General features: G+C 58.4%; 17 protein-coding genes. 5 read left to right on the forward strand and 12 right to left on the reverse strand.

Annotation, left to right across the window (positions count from 1 at the left end):
- Positions 1-6: 6 nt before the first annotated feature.
- From EDF73_RS18225 to syd, 6 genes are all read right to left on the reverse strand, one after another.
- A complete protein-coding gene (locus tag EDF73_RS18225; RefSeq protein ID WP_132730606.1) occupies positions 7-1,347 on the reverse strand; it encodes an enolase C-terminal domain-like protein in 1,341 nt (446 codons plus the stop codon).
- 2 nt (positions 1,348-1,349) lie between these two features.
- Positions 1,350-2,702, reverse strand: coding sequence for a galactarate/glucarate/glycerate transporter GudP (gudP, locus tag EDF73_RS18230; RefSeq protein ID WP_132730470.1), 1,353 nt, complete (start codon positions 2,700-2,702; stop codon positions 1,350-1,352).
- Positions 2,703-3,185: 483 nt separating this feature from the next.
- Positions 3,186-3,629 carry a flavodoxin gene (locus EDF73_RS18235; RefSeq protein ID WP_132730471.1) on the reverse strand — a complete coding sequence of 148 codons (444 nt, stop codon included), beginning with the start codon at positions 3,627-3,629 and terminating at the stop codon, positions 3,186-3,188.
- Positions 3,630-3,631: 2 nt separating this feature from the next.
- The gene (gene truC / locus EDF73_RS18240; RefSeq protein ID WP_132730472.1) at positions 3,632-4,426 is read right to left on the reverse strand and encodes a tRNA pseudouridine(65) synthase TruC; all 795 of its coding nucleotides are present in this window, start codon (positions 4,424-4,426) and stop codon (positions 3,632-3,634) included.
- Positions 4,426-4,755: a YqcC family protein gene (locus tag EDF73_RS18245; RefSeq protein WP_132730473.1), complete on the reverse strand. Its 330-nt coding sequence runs from the start codon at positions 4,753-4,755 to the stop codon at positions 4,426-4,428. The genes truC and EDF73_RS18245 overlap by 1 nt, the downstream gene beginning before the upstream one ends.
- Before the next feature lie 776 nt (positions 4,756-5,531).
- Positions 5,532-6,077, reverse strand: coding sequence for a SecY-interacting protein (gene syd, locus EDF73_RS18255; protein WP_132730475.1), 546 nt, complete (start codon positions 6,075-6,077; stop codon positions 5,532-5,534).
- A 68-nt stretch (positions 6,078-6,145) separates the two neighbouring features.
- Here syd and queF point away from each other — a divergent pair, with 68 nt between their 5' ends.
- The 5 genes from queF to EDF73_RS18280 all read left to right on the forward strand — a co-directional run bounded on the left by queF (position 6,146) and on the right by EDF73_RS18280 (position 12,790).
- The gene (queF, locus tag EDF73_RS18260) at positions 6,146-6,991 is read left to right on the forward strand and encodes an NADPH-dependent 7-cyano-7-deazaguanine reductase QueF (RefSeq protein WP_132730476.1); all 846 of its coding nucleotides are present in this window, start codon (positions 6,146-6,148) and stop codon (positions 6,989-6,991) included.
- A 113-nt stretch (positions 6,992-7,104) separates the two neighbouring features.
- On the forward strand, positions 7,105-8,472 hold the full coding sequence (ppnN, locus tag EDF73_RS18265) for a nucleotide 5'-monophosphate nucleosidase PpnN (protein ID WP_132730477.1): 1,368 nt from the start codon (positions 7,105-7,107) through the stop codon (positions 8,470-8,472).
- Between the two features lie 513 nt (positions 8,473-8,985).
- Entirely contained in the window at positions 8,986-10,275 is a 1,290-nt protein-coding gene (locus tag EDF73_RS18270) for an HAAAP family serine/threonine permease (RefSeq protein ID WP_132730478.1), read from the forward strand.
- Between the two features lie 54 nt (positions 10,276-10,329).
- Positions 10,330-11,697 (forward strand): L-serine ammonia-lyase, encoded by a 1,368-nt coding sequence (locus EDF73_RS18275; RefSeq protein WP_132730479.1) that lies wholly within the window; start codon positions 10,330-10,332, stop codon positions 11,695-11,697.
- 154 nt (positions 11,698-11,851) lie between these two features.
- Complete coding sequence (locus EDF73_RS18280; protein ID WP_132730480.1) at positions 11,852-12,790, forward strand: aliphatic sulfonate ABC transporter substrate-binding protein; 939 nt, start codon at positions 11,852-11,854, stop codon at positions 12,788-12,790.
- Positions 12,791-12,830: 40 nt separating this feature from the next.
- Here EDF73_RS18280 and EDF73_RS18285 read toward each other — a convergent pair whose 3' ends face one another.
- The 6 genes from EDF73_RS18285 to EDF73_RS18310 all read right to left on the reverse strand — a co-directional run bounded on the left by EDF73_RS18285 (position 12,831) and on the right by EDF73_RS18310 (position 19,650).
- Positions 12,831-14,054 (reverse strand): acyl-CoA dehydrogenase family protein, encoded by a 1,224-nt coding sequence (locus EDF73_RS18285; protein ID WP_132730607.1) that lies wholly within the window; start codon positions 14,052-14,054, stop codon positions 12,831-12,833.
- Positions 14,055-14,064: 10 nt separating this feature from the next.
- Positions 14,065-15,486 carry an MFS transporter gene (locus EDF73_RS18290; protein ID WP_132730481.1) on the reverse strand — a complete coding sequence of 474 codons (1,422 nt, stop codon included), beginning with the start codon at positions 15,484-15,486 and terminating at the stop codon, positions 14,065-14,067.
- Between the two features lie 171 nt (positions 15,487-15,657).
- Positions 15,658-16,536, reverse strand: a complete 879-nt coding sequence (locus EDF73_RS18295) for a MetQ/NlpA family ABC transporter substrate-binding protein (RefSeq protein WP_132730482.1) — start codon at positions 16,534-16,536, stop codon at positions 15,658-15,660.
- Positions 16,533-17,231, reverse strand: a complete 699-nt coding sequence (locus EDF73_RS18300; protein WP_132730483.1) for a methionine ABC transporter permease — start codon at positions 17,229-17,231, stop codon at positions 16,533-16,535. Before EDF73_RS18300 ends, EDF73_RS18295 begins: the two co-directional genes overlap by 4 nt.
- Positions 17,228-18,247, reverse strand: coding sequence for a methionine ABC transporter ATP-binding protein (locus EDF73_RS18305; RefSeq protein ID WP_132730484.1), 1,020 nt, complete (start codon positions 18,245-18,247; stop codon positions 17,228-17,230). The genes EDF73_RS18300 and EDF73_RS18305 overlap by 4 nt, the downstream gene beginning before the upstream one ends.
- Complete coding sequence (locus EDF73_RS18310) at positions 18,244-19,650, reverse strand: LLM class flavin-dependent oxidoreductase (RefSeq protein WP_132730485.1); 1,407 nt, start codon at positions 19,648-19,650, stop codon at positions 18,244-18,246. The genes EDF73_RS18305 and EDF73_RS18310 overlap by 4 nt, the downstream gene beginning before the upstream one ends.

The following is a 19,650-nucleotide window of genomic DNA, read 5'->3' on the forward strand; positions in this document are numbered from 1 at the left end:
TTTCAGTTAGCTACGGCCAAAGACCGGGCGTTTACGGTCAAATTTCCAGCCGGGAATCAGATACTGCATCGGACCGGCGTCATTACGCGCGCCGCCCGGCAGCGTCTTATACGCCTCATGGGCTTTTTGCACCTGCTCCCAGTCCAGCTCAATGCCCAGGCCCGGCGCATCCGGTACGGCGATCTTGCCGTTCTCAATTTGCAGCGGATTTTTGGTCAGGCGGCAATCCCCCTCCTGCCAAATCCAGTGGGTATCGATAGCGGTCGGGTTGCCCGGCGCGGCTGCGCCGACGTGGGTAAACATGGCCAGTGAAATATCGAAGTGGTTGTTAGAGTGACAGCCCCAGGTCAGGCCCCAGTCATCACACAGCTGCGCCACCCGCACCGCGCCGGAGAGCGTCCAGAAGTGGGGATCGGCCAGCGGAATATCGACCGCATTGAGCATCACCGCGTGCCCCATTTCGCGCCAGTTGGTGGCGATCATGTTGGTGGCCACCGGCAGACCGGTGGCGCGACGAAACTCCGCCATCACTTCGCGGCCGGAGAAGCCCTGCTCGGCGCCGCAAGGATCTTCCGCATAGGTCAGCACATCCTGCAGGCCCTTACACAGCGTAATCGCCTCATCAAGCAGCCAGGCGCCGTTCGGGTCGACGGTAATTCGCGCGTCCGGGAAACGTTTCTTCAGCGCGCGAGCGGTGTCAATTTCCTGCTCGCCCGGCAATACGCCGCCCTTGAGTTTGAAGTCCTTAAAGCCGTAACGATCCTGCGCGGCTTCGGCGAGGCGGACCACGGCGTCACTGTTTAGCGCTTCCTGATGACGCAGATGATACCACTCGTGATCGCCTGGGGTGCTGTCCAGGTACGGCAGGTCGGTTTTTTGGCGATCGCCTATGTAGAAGAGATAGCCCAGCACGGTGACCGCATCACGCTGTTTACCTGGCCCCAGCAGTTCACAAACCGGGACATTCAGCGTCTTGCCTAACAGGTCCAGCAGCGCGGCCTCCAGCGCCGCCACCGCGTTCACCCGTAATTCAAAAGTCCAGGCGCCTTTACCAAAGGTGTCGAAATCCGCCGCCTGGTTACCTTTGTGAACCTGCTGAACCACCTTATTCAGGCGCGCAATCTCCTGCCCCAGCACCTGCGGAATGGCGTCAACCAGCGTCTGATAAATCACCTCTCCGCCGGGCGCCTCGCCGATGCCGGTGTTGCCCGCGCTGTCGGTCAGTACCACGATATTGCGGGTAAACCATGCGTTGTGCGCCCCGCCGATGTTCAACAGCATGCTGTCATGGCCCGCCACCGGAATAACTTTCATATCGGTGATAACGGGTGTGGATTGAGTACTCATCATTAACGCTCCGTAACAGGTTTCAGTTCAATTCGTTTGATATCACCCACCAGCACCAGGTAGCTCAGTACCGCCACCAGCGCATGCACCCCGACATAAATCAGCGCGCCGTTGAATGACCCCGTGGCTCCGACGATGTAACCAATGGCAATCGGCGTGACGATGCCGGAGATATTGCCGAACATGTTGAACAGGCCCCCTGACAAGCCGCTGATCTCCTTCGGCGCGGTATCGGCCATCACCGCCCAGCCCAGCGCGCCAATCCCTTTCCCGAAGAAGGCCAGCGCCATGAAGCCGATAATCATCCACTCCACATTCACGTAGTTACAGAACACCATGACCATCGACAGCAGCATACCTAACACGATCGGCGTCTTACGGGCGATATTGAGCGAGCCGGTGCGCCGCATCAGCCAGTCGGAAATGATGCCCCCCAGCACGCCGCCGACAAAGCCGCAAACGGCGGGAACAGAGGCGATGAACCCGGCTTTCAGGATCGACATGCCGCGCGCCTGCACCAGATAGACCGGGAACCAGGTAATAAAGAAGTAGGTCAAGGCGTTGATGCAATACTGACCAATGTAGATCCCCACCATCATGCGCGAACCGATCAGCTGTTTAATCTGGCCCCATTTTTCACTGAACGGCACCTTCTGCGCGTTTTTCTTCTGATCCATGTTGATCAGCGCGCCGCCTTCGGCAATGTACTCCAGCTCTTTCTTGTTCACGCCGGGATGTTGATTGGGTTCATGAATGACTTTAAGCCATATGAAACTGATAATAATCCCCAGTCCGCCCATAAAGAAGAAGACGTGCGACCAGCCCACCTGATGGGTTAACCAGCCCATGATCGGTGCGAAGATGACGGTCGCGAAGTACTGCGCGGAGTTGAAAATCGCCACCGCCGTGCCCCTCTCCTGCGCGGGGAACCAGGCGGCTACGATACGGCTGTTGCCGGGAAAGGAGGGCGCTTCCGCCAGCCCAACCAGGAAACGCAGGGTAAACAGAGCGACAATAATGCCGAAACCGCTAAAGATATCGACGAAGCCCTGTAGCAGGGTAAACATCGACCAGATGAAAATTGACCAAAAATAGACTCGCTTTGAGCCGAAGCGGTCGAGCAGCCACCCGCCGGGGATCTGACCAATAACGTAGGCCCATGAGAATGCGGAGAAGACATAGCCCATGCCCACCGGATCCAGCCCAATCTCCTTCGCCATTTGCGAACCGGCAATCGACAGCGTTGCGCGATCGCCATAGTTAAAGGATGTGACGATAAACAGCATCACCACTATCCAGTAGCGGGCGTTGGTGCGTTTTTCCGCCCCGCTCGCCGCCTGACTTAATGTACTCATTGTTGCACTCCTGAATCATAGCAGTTAGCTACGTTCATTCTGAACAGCACAACCTGTAGGGTAATCAGAATGACGTGTTGGTGTTTTTCATAGTTTTCGTTATATCTGGCGTACTGCATTTTTTAACTGGCAGGGAAAGTATAAAAAGAGGACCTCGCCGGCTCACCGTGCATATACACAGCTTTAGCGGAGGTTTAGAAATGGATTTGTGGCGTATGCCTGACTGGATGGGGGATGGTTCACGGAAATGAAAAGCAACCCCGGTTAACAACGGAAATGACGTTACAAACAGCAGGAGTGTGAAACGTCTCTCTTGACCCGGTGGAAATCACCGGAAAAAACCGCGTAAGATGCGGGGTTGTAGGGCAAATGCCTGAAGCCTGGGCCAGGCAGAGTTGATAAACTCTCTTCGATCGTTTATCTGGCACTGGCATCGATAAGGAACGCCCTCTACGTAGGGAGAGGGCGCAACTTTTCAGCCGTTTATTCGAGCAGGTTTGCCCACTGTTCTACCCAGGGGTTGGAAACACCCTCCGGTTCCGGGTCTTCACTGGCGTCAATCATCAGCATTTCACCAATACGCCTGGCCCCTTGTTCCTGCAGCAGCGCGTCGAAGGTTTTGCCGCCGCCGCAGAAGTTGGCGTAGGTACTGTCGCCCAGGGCGATAATCCCGTAGCGCAGGTGCGGCTGATACATATCCTTAATCCCCTCGAACAGAGGGACGATGCTATCCGGCAGGTCGCCCTGCCCGGTGGTGGATGTCACCACCAGCACATATTTACCGCTGTACGGTTCCCAGTCCTGAACTTCAGGATCTTCGTAAACCGTCGCTTTGTGCCCCAGCCCGCTCAGAATGGCCTGCGCCTCTTCGGCAACCAGCAGCGAGTTACCGTACATCGTGCCGACAAAAATCCCGACTTCTGCCATGATTATCTCCCTGAATTGACCTCAATACCTTCATCCTGACCGCTGTCGTCAGCAAACTCAACCCTTTCATTTAACGGCAGAAGGCCGCGCCAGCCAAACTGCGACAGCGCCCGCATCCAGACATCGTCAAGGCCTGCGCGAATCACCAGCGGTTCGCCGGTAAAAGGGTGAGTTAACGCGAGCTGGCTGGCGTGCAGCATCAGACGATCGCAGGAAAAGTGCTCGGCGGCGCTGCGGTTCTGTCGCAGATCGCCATGTTTGCTGTCGCCGATAATCGGGTGGCGCAGATGGGAAAGATGACGGCGCAGCTGATGTTTGCGCCCGGTTTTGGGCTCCAGCTCAACCAGGCTATAGCGCGTGGTCGGGTAGCGCCCGGTCGCCACCGGCATTTCTACCGTCGCCAGGCCACGATAATGGGTGACCGCCGGCTGGGGCTCTTTATCTTCACGGGCGAATTTATCGGCGATTTTATCCCGCTCTTCGACCAGCGGGTAATCCAGCACCGCTTCGTCGCTCAGCCAGCCGCGAACCACCGCGTGGTAGCGCTTTTGCATCTGATGCAGTTCAAACTGCTGAGATAGCCGCCTGCCCGCCTCGCTCGACAGCCCCATCAGCAGGACGCCGGATGTCGGGCGATCGAGGCGATGGGCGGTAAACACGTGCTGGCCGATCTGATCGCGCACGGTTTGCATCACCACCACTTTTTCATCGCGATCCAGCCAGCTGCGATGCACTAACCAGCCGGAGGGTTTGTTCACCGCCACCAGCCATTCGTCCTGATAGATAATCTCCAGCATCAGGCGTCATCACCCGCAAACAGCGTATCGAGCAGCAGGAGCTCGGCAAGCACCCGCTCGCGCAGGGGATGTGCAGCGTCCAGCGCCATCTCATAGTATGGTGCGACGGCAAAGCTGTGGGGCAACGGCTGTTCGCTATCGAGCAGGTTATGCATACGAGGAATCAGCACCCACTGCAGCCACTCCAGCGGTTCGAGAGTATCCATGCAGAAAGGCTGATCGCTGGCAAATGCGCGGCTTTCCGGCGCCGTCTCCTGCCAGTGTTCTGTTTCGCGCAGCAGCGCTTCAAGCGCGTGCAAACGCTCACGCACGCTAAGGTGAAGAGTCATGAGAAACCTCGATGAGTTGTAAACCGGGCGCAGGATAGCAAATACAGCCGCGAAATATACTCTAAATCATGCGGGGTGTGGGGGGAGAGTTGTCCTGGCAAGCCGGCGTGAGCGTCATCTGGTTGACCGGAAGAAAGCGGCCCCGGCCGTTCACCTCTCTCGCCCCAAAAAAGAAACCTGCTGCCAGCAGGCGTCAGGCATAAAAAAAGGGAGCACTGTATAAACAGTGCTCCCGGTTCGTTTCGCAGCAATCCAGCTACATTGGTGCTCCCTGCTCGTCCATGAAAACTTTTCCTGAGGTCTCCTGACCATGTTCATCCGTAAACTCGTGCATCCTGCTTCCACACCACCCCGATGTGAAATTACCTATCCTTAAGTCTATCCCGATCTTCCTGATCCACCGTTCTTCATGAGCGGCTCACATTCTCCATCCTGGAGGTGTCCATTACGCGTTCCTGCGTTGTCCTGTGCTTCATCCTGAAGCCTGTCCTTGCTACGCCTTCCCGGCGGGTCCTGCAGAAGCGTCATCATCCTGATGTTCACTTCTTTTCGCGACTTCCTGTCGACAGACATAGGATCCCTGATTCCGCCCCGTCTTACAAGCCTTCTTGAGCGAATCTCTTAAGATTCATCCCCCCCAAAAAAGGCAAGAATAAGCATAACAAACTGAATTACATTGTTTTATTAGAAATTAAGCCGTGAAAAAATGGCTTAAATGATGACGATCTCTTACAGGTCTTGTAAGAGATCTCTCACAAAGGGGCAGGAAGAATGGATTACAGAACCGGCTCAAGCTGGGTAAGGAAACTTGCCAGCGAAGGCGAAAGCGTGGTCCGTTTGCGCGTGCCGAGCGTCTCTTTGACAACTTCACCGCTCAGATTACAGACCGAAATGACATCCAGCTCGCTGTCCAGGGTGGCGATAAACAGCGTGGGCGACAGCTTCAACCGCTTTTGCACCACCAGGTGACCGATTAAATTCTCCTGCACGCGCTGGAAGTCATCCGGACTCCAGGTTTGCAGCAGCGTCATGGTTTCACCGGCAAAGCGCGCGGCCATGTCACCGGCGAACTGGGTGGTATAATAACTATGAATCGGCTGTTGTACCACAATATCTAATGCCCGTTCAACCGCGCTGATATTTTGAGCTAATGAAAAGGGCTGCGGTTGCCAGAAAATGGCATCGCCTTCCGTCGCGCTGATGCAGGGTGACGGTACGCCATAAAGTTCTTCGCTTCGCGGCAGGCTTGCGTACTGCTGCTGCCAGGCAGCGCAATAACGTTGGGTGAAGGCTTGCAGCGCTGCTGCGGTTTGATAGTCCACCGGTTTCTCTCTTCACGTCAGACAGGATACACTTGGCGTATAGTGTACCCGCTTTACTATGGTGAAACATGTCTTCTTACGATAATCATCAGGCGCTGTCCGGCCTGACGCTCGGTAAATCAACGGATTACCGCGATACTTATGATGCCTCCCTGCTTCAGGGCGTGCCGCGTAGCCTCAACCGCGATCCGCTCGGCCTGCGCGCGGACAATCTGCCTTTTCACGGCGGCGACATCTGGACGCTGTATGAACTGTCGTGGCTGAACGCCAAAGGTTTGCCGCAGGTTGCCGTCGGTCACGTTGAGCTCAGCGACACCAGCGTCAACCTGGTGGAATCCAAAAGCTTTAAACTCTATCTCAATAGTTTTAACCAGACCCGCTTCGCCAGCTGGCAGGAGGTACAGGCCACGCTGACGCGCGATCTTAGCGCCTGCGCGCAGGGTGAGGTCAGCGTTTCGCTCTATCGGCTCGACGAACTCGAAGGCCAGCCGGTGGCGCATCTCCACGGCACCTGCATCGACGATCAGGATATTGCGATCGATAACTATGAGTTCAGCACCGACTATTTGCAGGATGCCGCAGGCGAAAAGATCGTTGAAGAGACGCTGGTCAGCCATCTGCTGAAATCCAACTGTCTGATCACCCACCAGCCGGACTGGGGCTCGGTACAGATTCAATATCGCGGGCCAAAGATCGATCGCGAAAAGCTGCTGCGCTACCTGGTCTCATTCCGTCATCACAACGAATTCCACGAGCAGTGCGTCGAGCGGATTTTTAATGATCTCCTGCGCTTTTGCCAGCCGCAATCGCTCTCCGTCTACGCCCGCTATACCCGTCGCGGCGGCCTGGACATCAATCCCTGGCGCAGCAACGCGGAATTTGTTCCGTCTATCGCTCGCCTGGCGCGCCAGTAGCAAAAATTTTTCACAACTTTGCGTGCCTTCACGCGTACGCAAGGTTGTGAAAACGCCACGGGCAAGGCTATTGTAATCACAGGAAGACGATAATCGTCCTGTAAGGAGTTCACTTGATTACACATGTTAGCCCGCTTGGTTCAATGGATATGCTGTCACAGCTGGAAGTGGATATGCTTAAACGCACCGCCAGTAGTGACCTCTATCAACTCTTTCGCAACTGCTCGCTTGCTGTACTCAACTCGGGGAGCCTGACCGATAACAGCAAGGAGCTACTGTCTCGTTTTGAAAACTTCGATATCAACGTGCTGCGTCGCGAACGCGGCGTGAAGCTGGAACTGATCAACCCGCCGGAAGAGGCGTTCGTTGACGGGCGTATTATCCGTTCTCTGCAGGCCAACCTGTTTGCCGTGCTGCGCGATATCCTGTTCGTTTACGGGCAGATTCACAACACCGTGCGCTTCCCGAATCTCGACCTCGAAAGCTCGGTCCATATCACCAACCTGGTGTTTTCGATTCTGCGTAACGCCCGCGCCCTGCACGTCGGCGAAGCGCCGAATATGATTGTCTGCTGGGGCGGCCACTCGATCAACGAAAACGAATATCTGTACGCCCGCCGCGTGGGGACCCAGCTGGGTCTGCGCGAGCTGAACATCTGCACCGGCTGCGGCCCGGGAGCGATGGAAGCGCCGATGAAAGGCGCCGCGGTCGGCCACGCCCAGCAGCGTTACAAAGACAGCCGTTTCATCGGCATGACCGAACCGTCCATTATTGCCGCCGAGCCGCCGAACCCGCTGGTCAACGAGCTGCTGATCATGCCGGATATCGAAAAACGTCTTGAGGCGTTTGTGCGCATCGCCCACGGCATTATTATCTTCCCGGGCGGCGTTGGCACGGCGGAAGAGCTGCTTTACCTGCTGGGTATTTTGATGCACCCGGCCAACAAGGCGCAGGTGCTGCCGCTGATCCTCACCGGGCCGAAAGAGAGCGCCGACTATTTCCGCGTGCTGGATGAGTTCATCGTGCATACGCTGGGCGAATCGGCCCGTCGCCACTACCGCATCATCATCGACGACGCCAGCGAAGTGGCGCGGCAGATGAAGAAAGCGATGCCGCTGGTGAAAGAGAGCCGCCGGGAAACCGACGATGCCTATAGCTTTAACTGGTCGATTCGCATTACCCCGGACCTGCAAATGCCGTTCGATCCGACGCACGAAAACATGGCCAACCTCAAGCTCTACCCGGATCAACCGGTCGAGATGCTGGCGGCCGATCTGCGTCGCGCGTTCTCCGGCATCGTGGCCGGTAACGTCAAAGAGGTGGGGATCCAGGCGATTGAAAAATTTGGTCCCTACAAGCTGCATGGCGATCCGCAGATGATGCGCCGGATGGACGATCTGCTGCAGGGCTTCGTCGCCCAGCATCGTATGAAGCTCCCGGGCGGTACCGCCTATATTCCGTGTTACGAAATCTGTTCCTGATAGTGAGTTAACCTGCATCCCGGGTCACGGCGCCGAACGCCTGACCCGGCTTTCCTCCCCCTTCCTCTCTCCTTTTCCCCCTGCCCTGGGTTCGTTCCGTTATGAATACATTGCGACATTTTTACATAGCCAATCGTTTGCGTTTCCAGAACAGGCGATAAATATCACCAGGAAAAATGTATTTAATCGACGAAACATCGTCAGCATCGCCTTTTTACAGTAAAAACATCGTTATTCCGCCCCCCTGCTTTTATCTCATATCCTGTAAATGTTAGCCTTCGCGCCACAAATATCTGGCTGATCACCAGAAACAGTCTGTTGAACTAAAAATACACACATAGAAAGTGGATTATTGCAATTGGGATCGCGATCACTGATGCATTTCCCACATAAATGTATCTTTCCGCCCCACTTGTTACGGAGAAAATCACTATAAAACCGTAATCAAACGAATTTCATATTACTTAATTGATATTAATCATTATATTTGGTCGCTTCCTCCAGGAGATACAGATGGAAACCACTCAAACCAGCACTATCGTTTCGGGTGAAACTCGCAGCGGTTGGCGCAAAACCGATACCATGTGGATGCTGGGCCTGTACGGCACGGCGATCGGCGCGGGCGTTTTGTTCCTGCCGATTAATGCCGGCGTCGGCGGGATGATCCCGCTGATTATCATGGCAATCCTTGCCTTCCCGATGACCTTTTTCGCCCACCGCGGAATGACCCGTTTTGTGCTTTCCGGCAAGAATCCGGGCGAGGACATCACCGAAGTGGTCGAAGAACACTTCGGCGTCGGCGCAGGCAAGCTGATTACCCTGCTCTACTTCTTCGCCATCTACCCGATCCTGTTGGTTTATAGCGTGGCTATCACTAACACCGTCGAAAGCTTCATGACGCATCAGCTGCAGATGACGGCGCCGCCGCGGGCCATTCTCTCCCTGATTCTGATCGTCGGAATGATGACCATCGTTCGTTTCGGCGAGCAGATGATCGTTAAGGCGATGAGCATTCTGGTGTTCCCGTTCGTGATCGCCCTGATGATCCTGGCGCTGTATCTGATTCCTCAGTGGAACGGCGCGGCGCTGGAAACGCTCTCCCTGAGCAGCGCCACCGCCACCGGCAACGGCCTGTGGATGACCCTGTGGCTGGCGATTCCGGTAATGGTGTTCTCCTTTAACCATTCGCCGATCATCTCCTCCTTCGCCGTGGCGAAACGTGAAGAGTACGGCGAAGGCGCGGAGAAGAAGTGCTCCAGCATCCTGGCGCGCGCTCACATCATGATGGTGCTGACCGTGATGTTCTTCGTCTTCAGCTGCGTACTGAGCCTCTCTCCGGCCGATCTGGCAGAGGCAAAAGCGCAGAACATCTCGATTCTCTCCTATCTGGCGAACCACTTTAATGCGCCGGTGATTGCCTGGATGGCGCCGATCATTGCGATGATTGCCATCACCAAATCGTTCCTCGGCCACTACCTGGGGGCGCGCGAAGGCTTTAACGGCATGGTGATTAAGTCGCTGCGTGGTAAAGGCAAAACCATCGAAATCAACAAACTGAACAAAATCACGGCGCTGTTCATGCTGATCACCACCTGGATTGTGGCGACGCTGAACCCGAGCATTCTCGGGATGATCGAAACCCTGGGCGGCCCGATTATCGCGATGATTCTGTTCCTGATGCCGATGTACGCTATCCAGAAAGTCCCGGCAATGCGCAAATACAGCGGCCACGTCAGCAACGTCTTCGTGGTGATTATGGGCCTGATTGCTATCTCCGCGATTTTCTACTCTCTGTTCAGCTAATCTCCCCCCGCGCCGCCAGCAGGCGGCGCGCTTCCCGACAGTACTGGATGCATTATGATCAGCGTATTCGATATTTTTAAAATCGGCATTGGCCCTTCCAGCTCCCATACCGTTGGACCAATGAAGGCGGGCAAACAATTCACGGACGACCTTATCGCGCGCGGGCTGCTTGCCGACGTCACCGAGGTCGTTGTCGACGTGTACGGTTCTCTTTCCCTGACCGGCAAAGGGCACCATACCGACATCGCGATTATTATGGGTCTTGCAGGCAACCTGCCTGACAGCGTTGATATTGACGCTATCCCGGCGTTTATTCAGGACGTCAACACCCACGGACGCCTGATGCTGGCGAACGGCCAGCAGGAAGTCGCCTTCCCGGTCGATCGGTGCATGAATTTCCATGCCGACAACCTGTCGCTGCATGAAAACGGCATGCGGGTTACCGCTCTGGGCGGCGACAAGGTGCTCTACAGCCAGACCTACTACTCCATTGGCGGCGGCTTTATTGTCGATGAACAACACTTCGGCCAGAGCAATGAAGCTCCGGTGGAAGTGCCCTATCCGTATAAAAACGCGGCGGATCTGCAAAGGCACTGCCGTGAAACCGGGCTCTCGCTTTCCGGCCTGATGATGCAAAACGAACTGGCTTTGCACAGCAAAGAGCAGCTGGAGCAGCACTTCGCCGCCGTCTGGGAAGTGATGAGCGGCGGTATCGAGCACGGAATCACTACCGAAGGCGTTTTGCCGGGCAAGCTGCGCGTCCCGCGCCGCGCCGCCGCCCTGCGCCGGATGCTGGTCAGCCAGGACAATACCAACAGCGACCCGATGGCGGTGGTTGACTGGATCAACATGTTTGCTCTGGCGGTGAACGAAGAGAATGCCGCCGGCGGCCGCGTGGTGACTGCGCCGACCAACGGTGCCTGCGGTATCGTGCCGGCGGTGCTGGCCTATTACGACAAGTTTATCCGTAAGGTCAATGCCAATTCACTGGCACGTTACCTGCTGGTGACCAGCGCGATTGGCTCACTGTACAAGATGAACGCCTCGATTTCCGGCGCCGAAGTGGGCTGCCAGGGTGAAGTCGGCGTGGCCTGTTCGATGGCGGCGGCCGGTCTCACCGAACTGCTGGGCGGTAGCCCGGGCCAGGTGTGTATCGCAGCGGAAATTGGCATGGAGCACAATCTGGGTCTGACCTGCGATCCGGTTGCCGGCCAGGTACAGGTTCCCTGCATCGAGCGTAACGCTATCGCCGCCGTCAAAGCGGTGAACGCGGCGCGTATGGCGCTGCGCCGCACCAGCGAACCGCGCGTCTGCCTCGATAAGGTCATCGAAACCATGTACGAAACGGGCAAAGATATGAACGCTAAGTACCGCGAAACCTCGCGCGGCGGCCTGGCGATGAAAATCGTCGCCTGCGATTAGGACCTCTCAGGCCCGGCAGCCGCGGCTGCCGGGCCTTTCCCCACCTTCCCTCCGCGCCAACCACTCTTTTTGTTATATAGATTAAAATTTAGTTATTTATTGGTTATAAGGGCAATTTGTTACCTTACGGTTAACCGTTACAGGAGAACAAATCATGTCCAAAAGGTTCCATCTGGCTGTGCTGCCGCTGGTGCTCGGCCTCTCTGCTTCCGCGCTGGCTCAGGCGCCGGAAACCGTCAACATCGGCTACCAGAAAGCCAATATCTTCGCCCTGCTCAAATACCGCGGCTCCCTCGATGAGACCTTCAAAAAACAGGGCATCGCCGTACGCTGGGTGGAATTCCCGGCCGGCCCGCAGATGCTGGAAGGGCTGAACGTCGGCAGTATCGACCTGGCCGCCACCGGCGATGCGCCGCCGGCCTTTGCCCAGGCGGCCCAGGCGGATCTGGTTTATCTCGCGCACTCACCGGCCAACCCTAAAACCGAAGCGATCGTGGTGCCGGAAAACTCAACGATTCACAACGTGGCCGATCTGAAAGGCAAGCGCGTGGGGCTGAATAAAGGCTCCGACGTCAACTACCTGCTGGTGGCCGCGCTGGAAAAAGCCGGTCTGAGCTATAAAGACATCACGCCGGTCTATCTGCCCCCGGCCGATGCCCGCGCCGCCTTCCAGCGTGGCGCCATCGATGCCTGGGTGATCTGGGATCCGTACCTTGCCGAAGTCGAAACCAACGCGAAGGCGCGGCAAATCAGCAACGCCGAAGGGCTGGTGCCGCATTACACCTTCTATCTCGCCAGCCGCAAATTTGCCGAAAACCACCCGGATACGGCAAAACAGGTGGTGGATGAGTTAAGTCAGCTAAGCGACTGGGCTAACGCCCATCAGGACGATGCCGCCGGGATCCTTGCCACTTCAACCGGGCTGGATAAAGCGATCTGGCTGAAAGCGCTTGCCCGCCTGCCCTATGGCGCCGAACGCATGACCCCTGCGGTCTATAACGAACAGCAGGCGCTGGCGGATACCTTCACCCGTATCGGCCTGCTGCCGGTGAAGGTCGATGTTCGCAGCGCCACCTGGTCGCAGGATAAATAACCCTTGTCGGCGACGGGCCTCCCCGTCGCCTTCTCTCTTTTTACCCCTGCGCCTTTTCGCCGTCGCCAATCTGCCAGATAAAGGTCGGCGCCTCGCCGTTGACCAGCCAGTTGCCAATATTGCGCGCTTTGTAGATAACCGGGTTATGCGAGGCCACCGTGCGCGCGTTGCGCCAGTGGCGATCGAGCGCCTTACCCACCCGGGTGTCCGACGCGCCGAGGGCGTTAAACAGCTCGGTCGCCGCACGCGGCACCCACTCGCTGGCAACCACCTGCGCCTGCGCCGCTTCGACTTCCGCCAGCCGATTGCGCTGTTCAATCAGCGCTTCGTCGCCGCTGGCATGAACCACATAGGCCTGCTGTAAAGATTCCGCCGCCTGCAGCACCGCCGCGCGGGTCGCCCACGCCCAGCTGCTGATTTGCCCCACCACCTGCAGGACCTGCGCGTCCTCGCGCGGGACCGCGGCGTTGCCATGGCTGTACATACGAGTGCGTTTTTTCACCCCCTCGGCGGCGTCGCGTTCCACCGCCAGGCCGATTCCCGCCAGCGTCGCCAGTAAGATATGCTGATAGAAGGCGGTCTGATAACGAAAGCGTTCAGCAAAATCATAGACATGTTCCTGCTCAACCTGCGCCTGCTTAAAGCGGGTAGTACCGCTGCCGGTCAGACGCTGACCAAAGCCATCCCAGTCGTCTTCGCGTTCCACCGCGCTCTGCCGGGTGCTGACCAGCGCAATGACATCGCCGTTGTTGTCGCTGCGGCGGGCAAAGACATCAATCCAGTCGGCGTACAGCGTCCCGGTGCTGTAAAACTTCTCGCCGTTTAACTGCCAGCCGCGATCGTCCGGCGTCACCCGGGTAATCACCTCCCCAAGCTTGACCCCGCCGGTTTCGGTCCAGCCGCTGCCCACCAGCTCTGCATCGAGAAAACGTTGCAACCAGCGATCGCGCTGCGCGGAGTCCGGTTGATTCAGGCGATCTTCAACAAAGGCAAAATGGGCGCGCAGCGCCTGCGGCAGGTTGGAGTCGGCCTGGGCCAGCTCAATCAGCAGGGCAATCAGCTGCGGCAGCGACGCGCCCCAGCCGCCCTTTTCCCGCGGAATGCGTACCGTGCCGAACCCCGCCTCCTTCAGCCAGCGAATCTGCTCGTCGGGCAAAATACGGTGCTGTTCGCGGTTTGCCGCCCCCTGCGCAATACGCGAGAAAATCGGCCGGAAAGCCGCGGCCAGCTGTTCATAATCGGTGCCGGTAGAGAGTAATGTCATCATCTGTTCCTTAATGGTGGCTGTCGTCAATATCGTGACGCGTCGGCTCGTGGCGGACCGCAAGCAGGAAGAAGATCGGAATAATGGCGGCCAGCGACACCACCCAGAACATCTGAGTGCCGAGGGAGGCCTGCAGTAGCGGCAGCACGAACAGCGCCAGCGCGCTGCCGATACCGGAGAGCGCCCGGCTGAAGCCGACGCCGGTGGCGCGAATCGCGGTAGGATAGGAAAGCGCCGGATAGATCATCAGCTGCGCGCCGGGGCCGAAGCCCTCGGCAAACAGCCACAGGCCAAGCATCGCGATCGCCAGCACGACCCCGGCGGTGGCATGCGGCTGGCCGACCAGCGCAAGGGCGATCAGGGCGATAAACTGCAGCGCGAAGCCGGCCATCGCCACGTGGCGCGACGGGTATTTCCACGCCAGATGCATCCCCAGCAGCCCGCCGGTAAAGGCAAACAGCGCGTTCAACCCCAGTGAGGCGGAGATGGTTTCAAACACCCCGGCCCCGAGAAAGCGGGCGAGGATCGACGGCAGGAAAAAGGCGATGGCGGTGTACTCAAAGGAGATACAAATATTCATCACCCCGGCGACGATGGTGCGCTCGCGATACGGCTTTTCAAACAGCACGCGGAAGCTCACTTTCGGCGGCGGCGCGGGACGTTCGGCCGGCGCTTCATGGGCGGCAATGCCGTAAGAGTCGCGCAGAATGCGCACCGCCGAAGTCAGGTCCCCCTGGTTTGCCGCCCACAGCGGCGATTCATTCATAAATTTGCTGCGCACGGCGATAATCAGCAGCGCCGGAACGGCGCCAAACAGCAGCGAGGCGCGCCACAGCCAGTCGAGGTGCGCCTGCGGCAGCAGGAAATAGAGACCGAAGATAATCAGAAAACAGAGCGTCGAGGCGGCGTACCACATCGGGCACCAGGAGGCGAGGCGCGCGGCCTTATTGCCTTTGCCGGTAAAACGGGAGAATTCAGCGAGGTAGGACATGGCGACCGGCAGATCGATACCCACGCCGATGCCCATCAGAAAGCGCGCGCCGATCAGCACCCAGACATTGGGGGCCAGACCGGCGGCGATGGCCGAGACGACGAAAAACAGCATATCGGCCATAAACACCGAATAGCGGCCATATTTATCCGTCAGCCAGCCGCCGATTAAGTTGCCGATAATGGTGCCGACCATAATGGATGAGGTGACCAGGCCGGTCAGCAGCGGCGAAAGCTGGAATTCACGCACCACGTCATCGATGCCGTAGGAGAGCGTGGTTAAATCATAGGCGTCGAGAAAGACGCCGCCGAGAGCGAGGAAGACAATCATCCGCGCATATTTAGCCTGATCCTTGCCCGAATTAATCAGCCGCGCCACGTCCCCGACGCTACTCACCGGCGCGGAGGCCACTCCGGGATTATCAACAGACAGCGTACTCATGTTTTCACCTTATTATGTTGTGCAGGTGATCGAAGTTATAGGCCGCCAGCCGATAAAGTGGAACCAACAAAAACGCATATAAAAATCAATATATTCAATAAGTTACTTAATAAAGGCAACAAAAGCAGGACGCGCTTTCGCCCGTCCTGCATGGTCATCGATCAGCAAAAATTATTCCGCGGAAACCGGCACCAGCACGTCTTTCACCAGCGGATCGTCGGTGGTTTTCAACCAGCTTTGAATGCGCGGGTCGGAAAACGCCTGCTTCAATTTGACGATATTCTCCTGCGATAAATAAGGCGTCCCGATAACTAATTGCGAAGCAAAGGTACGCGGCGCCGGCGGGAATAAGATGCCTTTATCGCGCGACACTTTTCCGGCATCAAACTGCGAGACATAGCCGATTGCCGCATCCACCGAATTGAGCGCCCGCGGCATGGTTAACAAGTCCAGCTCTTTGAAGTTAAACTGATGCGGATTGCCAACGATATTTTTCAGCTTCGCCGTACGCGGTTCCACCGCCGGGTCGAGCGTAATCAGGCCGATGCGCTGCAGCAGCCACAGCGCCTGCCCCTGGTTGGCGCCATCATCCGGCACCACGATCGTTGCGCCGTTCGGCAGATCCTTGACCGATTTATAGCGTTCGGAGTAGATCCCAAAGGCCCACTGGAATACCGGCACCGTTGTTGAAAGCGCGAAGCCGTTGGCGTCCACCACCTGTTTCAGCCACCATTGATGCTGATAGATGGTTCCGGCATATTCCCCCTGCGCCACCGCCCGGTCCGCCTGCACCGGATCCTGTACCCCCACCGCCTCCAGCTTCAGGCCATAATCCGGCGCAATATGCTCGCCGATGTACTCAATGATCCGCTGCTCGCCGGCCATCGCCGGTTCATAATGAATTTTCAGGGTGGTGCCAAACACCACCTGCTGCGACTGGGCCTGTCCCCGCCACCACCAGAAGGCGACGGCCAGCGCCACAATCACCACCAGCGCCGCCAGCCACGGCCAGCGGCGGGCCTTACGTAACTCAAATTGTTCTGTTGTCATGAAGCAATCCCCTGCGTGTGGCGAAGTTTGTTGACCAGACGGTCACCGAAAAATTGAATCAGCTGAATAGTGGCGATCAGCGCGATAATGGTGGCGATCATGATGTGGTTGTCGAAGCGCTGGTAGCCGTACACCACCGCCAGATAGCCGATGCCTCCCGCGCCGATGGTGCCGGCAATGGCGGAGTATTCGATCATCGACACCAGGTTGAGCGTCACCGCCGCCACCAGCGCGGGCAGGGCTTCGCTAAGCTGGGCGCTGCGGATGATCTGCCAGCGCGATCCGCCGCACACCACCCCCACGGCGGTGACCTCGGCCGGCAGTTCGCGCAGCGCGTTTTCCACCAGCCGGCCAAAAAACGGTACCCCGGCGGCGATCATCGGCACCACGGCGGCAGGAATGCCGATCGTCGTCCCGGTGAGCCAGAAGGTGAAGGGAATAATCGCCGCCATCAGCACCAGAAACGGCAGGGAGCGTCCCATGTTCACCACCCAGTTCAGCACCCGGTACAGCGCGGCGTGCGGGAACAGGCCGCGCGGTGAAGCGTTGAATAACACCACCCCGACCACCCCGCCGAGGGTCACCACAAACAGCATCACGATGGCCACCATCAGCCAGGTTTCGCCGTAGGCGGGCAGCAGCAGCGTATGGATTTCGCTCCAGGGCGTATCCTGGCTGATTACCGAAGGTTTCATACCGCCTCCTTGAGTTCCGGCGCGTCGTCAAGAATCTCCGCCGAAATACCCAGCTGCGCCAGCAGCGCCAGCATCCGCGCCGCCGACAGACGTTCGCCCTGGAAACGCACCCCCGCCTGCAGCCGTCCCGCCAGCCGGCCGTTGATCACCTCCACGTGACCGCCGAGCAGATCGATCTGCAGCGCAAACTGCTGGCTCAGGCGGCTGATCCAGTCGGTCGCCACCGGGACATCCCAGCGATAGCTCAGGCGCAGCAGCAGGTCGCTATGGGCCGCAACCGGAGAGAGCGGCAGCAGCTGCTGACCCAACAGAGAATCCGGGCGCGCCAGCAGCTCTTTCACCTGACCGAACTGGACAATCGCCCCGTCGCGAATTTCCGCCACCGCGTCCGCCGCCGTCCGTACCGCATCCATCTCGTGGGTGATCAGCACGATCGCCAGGCGGTATTCATCGCGCAGGCGTTTAAGCAAATTCAGCACCGCCGCGGTGGCCTGCGGATCCAGCCCGGAGGTGGCCTCGTCCGCCAGCAGCACCGACGGGCGCAGCGCCAGCGCGCGGGCGATCCCAATCCGCTGACGCTGGCCGCCGGAAAGCTGGGCCGGCCAGGCATCCGCTTTATGGCTCAACCCGACGCTCTCCAGCAGTTCGCCGACCCGGGCTTTAATATCGCGCTCGACCACACCGAGATATTCCAGCGGCAGGGCGATATTTTGCCAGGCGGTTTTGCGATTCAGCAGCGCCGAGGACTGAAAAACGGTGCCGATCGCCCGCCGTTCGCGGCGCAGCGCCTCCCCGCTCAACAAGGACAAATCCTGGCCGTTGACCCGAATGCTGCCGCTGTCGGGGCGCTCCAGCAGGCTGATGCAGCGTGCGAGGGTCGATTTCCCCGCGCCGCTTGGCCCCACCACCGCGGTGATGGAGCTGGTCGGCACCCGCAGCGAGAGCCCTTTCAGCACCTCGCTGAGCCGCCCGTCCGCCGCGCGGTAGCTTTTATGCAGGTTATCTATCTCGATCATGTCACCTTCTCCCCTGCCGCGACGTCGATGCGGGCGCCGCGACGATAGCCCGCCCCCGGATGCGGCGCGACCAGACGCGGCCCGGCGCCGAACAGTTTTTCGCGCAGCGTGCCTTCGCGATACTCCTGCTTGAAGACGCCGCGCTTTTGCAGTTCGGGAATGAGCAGATCCACCACGTCGCGGAAGGTTTCATGGGTAACGGCGTAGGCCAGATTGAAGCCGTCGACATCGGTCTCTTCGACCCACGCCTGCAGCTCGTCGGCCACCGTTTCCGCGCTGCCGACAATCAGCGGGCCGAAGCCGCCAATCCCCACCCAGTCAGCCAGCGCCCGGACCGTCCACTGACGATCGGGATCGGCGGTGGAAAAGGCCTCTACCGCCGACTGGATGGCGTTGGTATGCAGGTATTTCAGCACCTGATCCGGCTGATACTGGCCGAAGTCGATCCCGGTCCAGCCGGAGATCAGCGCCAGCGCCCCTTCATAGCTGACGTACGATTTATACTCCTGCCATTTGGCCTGCGCCTCGCGGTCGGTTTCGCCCACGATGACCGTTTGCAGATTGAAAATCAGGATGCTGCGCGGGTCGCGCCCGGCCTCCGCGGCGCGGCGGCGAATATCGGCCACGGTCTTTTTGAGCAGCACTTTCGACGGCGCGGCGACAAAAACGCACTCGGCGTGCCCGGCGGCAAACTGCTTCCCGCGGCTCGACGCGCCGGCCTGATACAGTACCGGGGTACGCTGCGGCGACGGTTCGCAGAGGTGGATCCCCGGCACCGAGAAAAAGTTGCCCTGATGGTTGATCGGATGGATTTTCTGCGGATCGCTGAAGATCCCCCGCTCGCGATCGCGCAGCACCGCGCCGTCCTCCCAGCTGCCCTCCAGCAGCTTGTAGATCACGTCGAGATATTCATCGGCGTAGTCGTAGCGCGCATCGTGATCGGTCTGCGCCTGATGGCCAATGTTGCGCGCCCCGCTTTCCAGATATGAGGTGACGATATTCCAGCCCACCCGGCCCCTGGTCAGATGATCGAGGGTCGAGAGGCGGCGGGCAAACGGATACGGATGCTCAAACGACAGCGATGCGGTCAGGCCAAAGCCCAGATGCTCCGTCACCAGCGCCATCGGGGTAATCAGCGCCAGCGGATCGTTCACCGGCACCTGCGTCGCCTGGCGAATGGCCGCGTCGCCGTTGCCGTTCAGCACGTCGTAGACGCCCAGCACGTCGGCAATAAACAGGCCGTCGAATTTACCGCGCTCCAGCAGCCGCGCGAGGTCGACCCAGTAATCCAGGTCCTTATACTGCCAGGAGCGATCGCGCGGATGGGCCCATAGCCCCGGCGACTGGTGACCGACGCAGTTCATATCAAAAGCATTCAGGCGAATTTCACGTTGTGATGACAT

Source organism: Klebsiella sp. BIGb0138 (assembly GCF_004342285.1).
Classification (GTDB): Bacteria; Pseudomonadota; Gammaproteobacteria; order Enterobacterales; family Enterobacteriaceae; genus Klebsiella.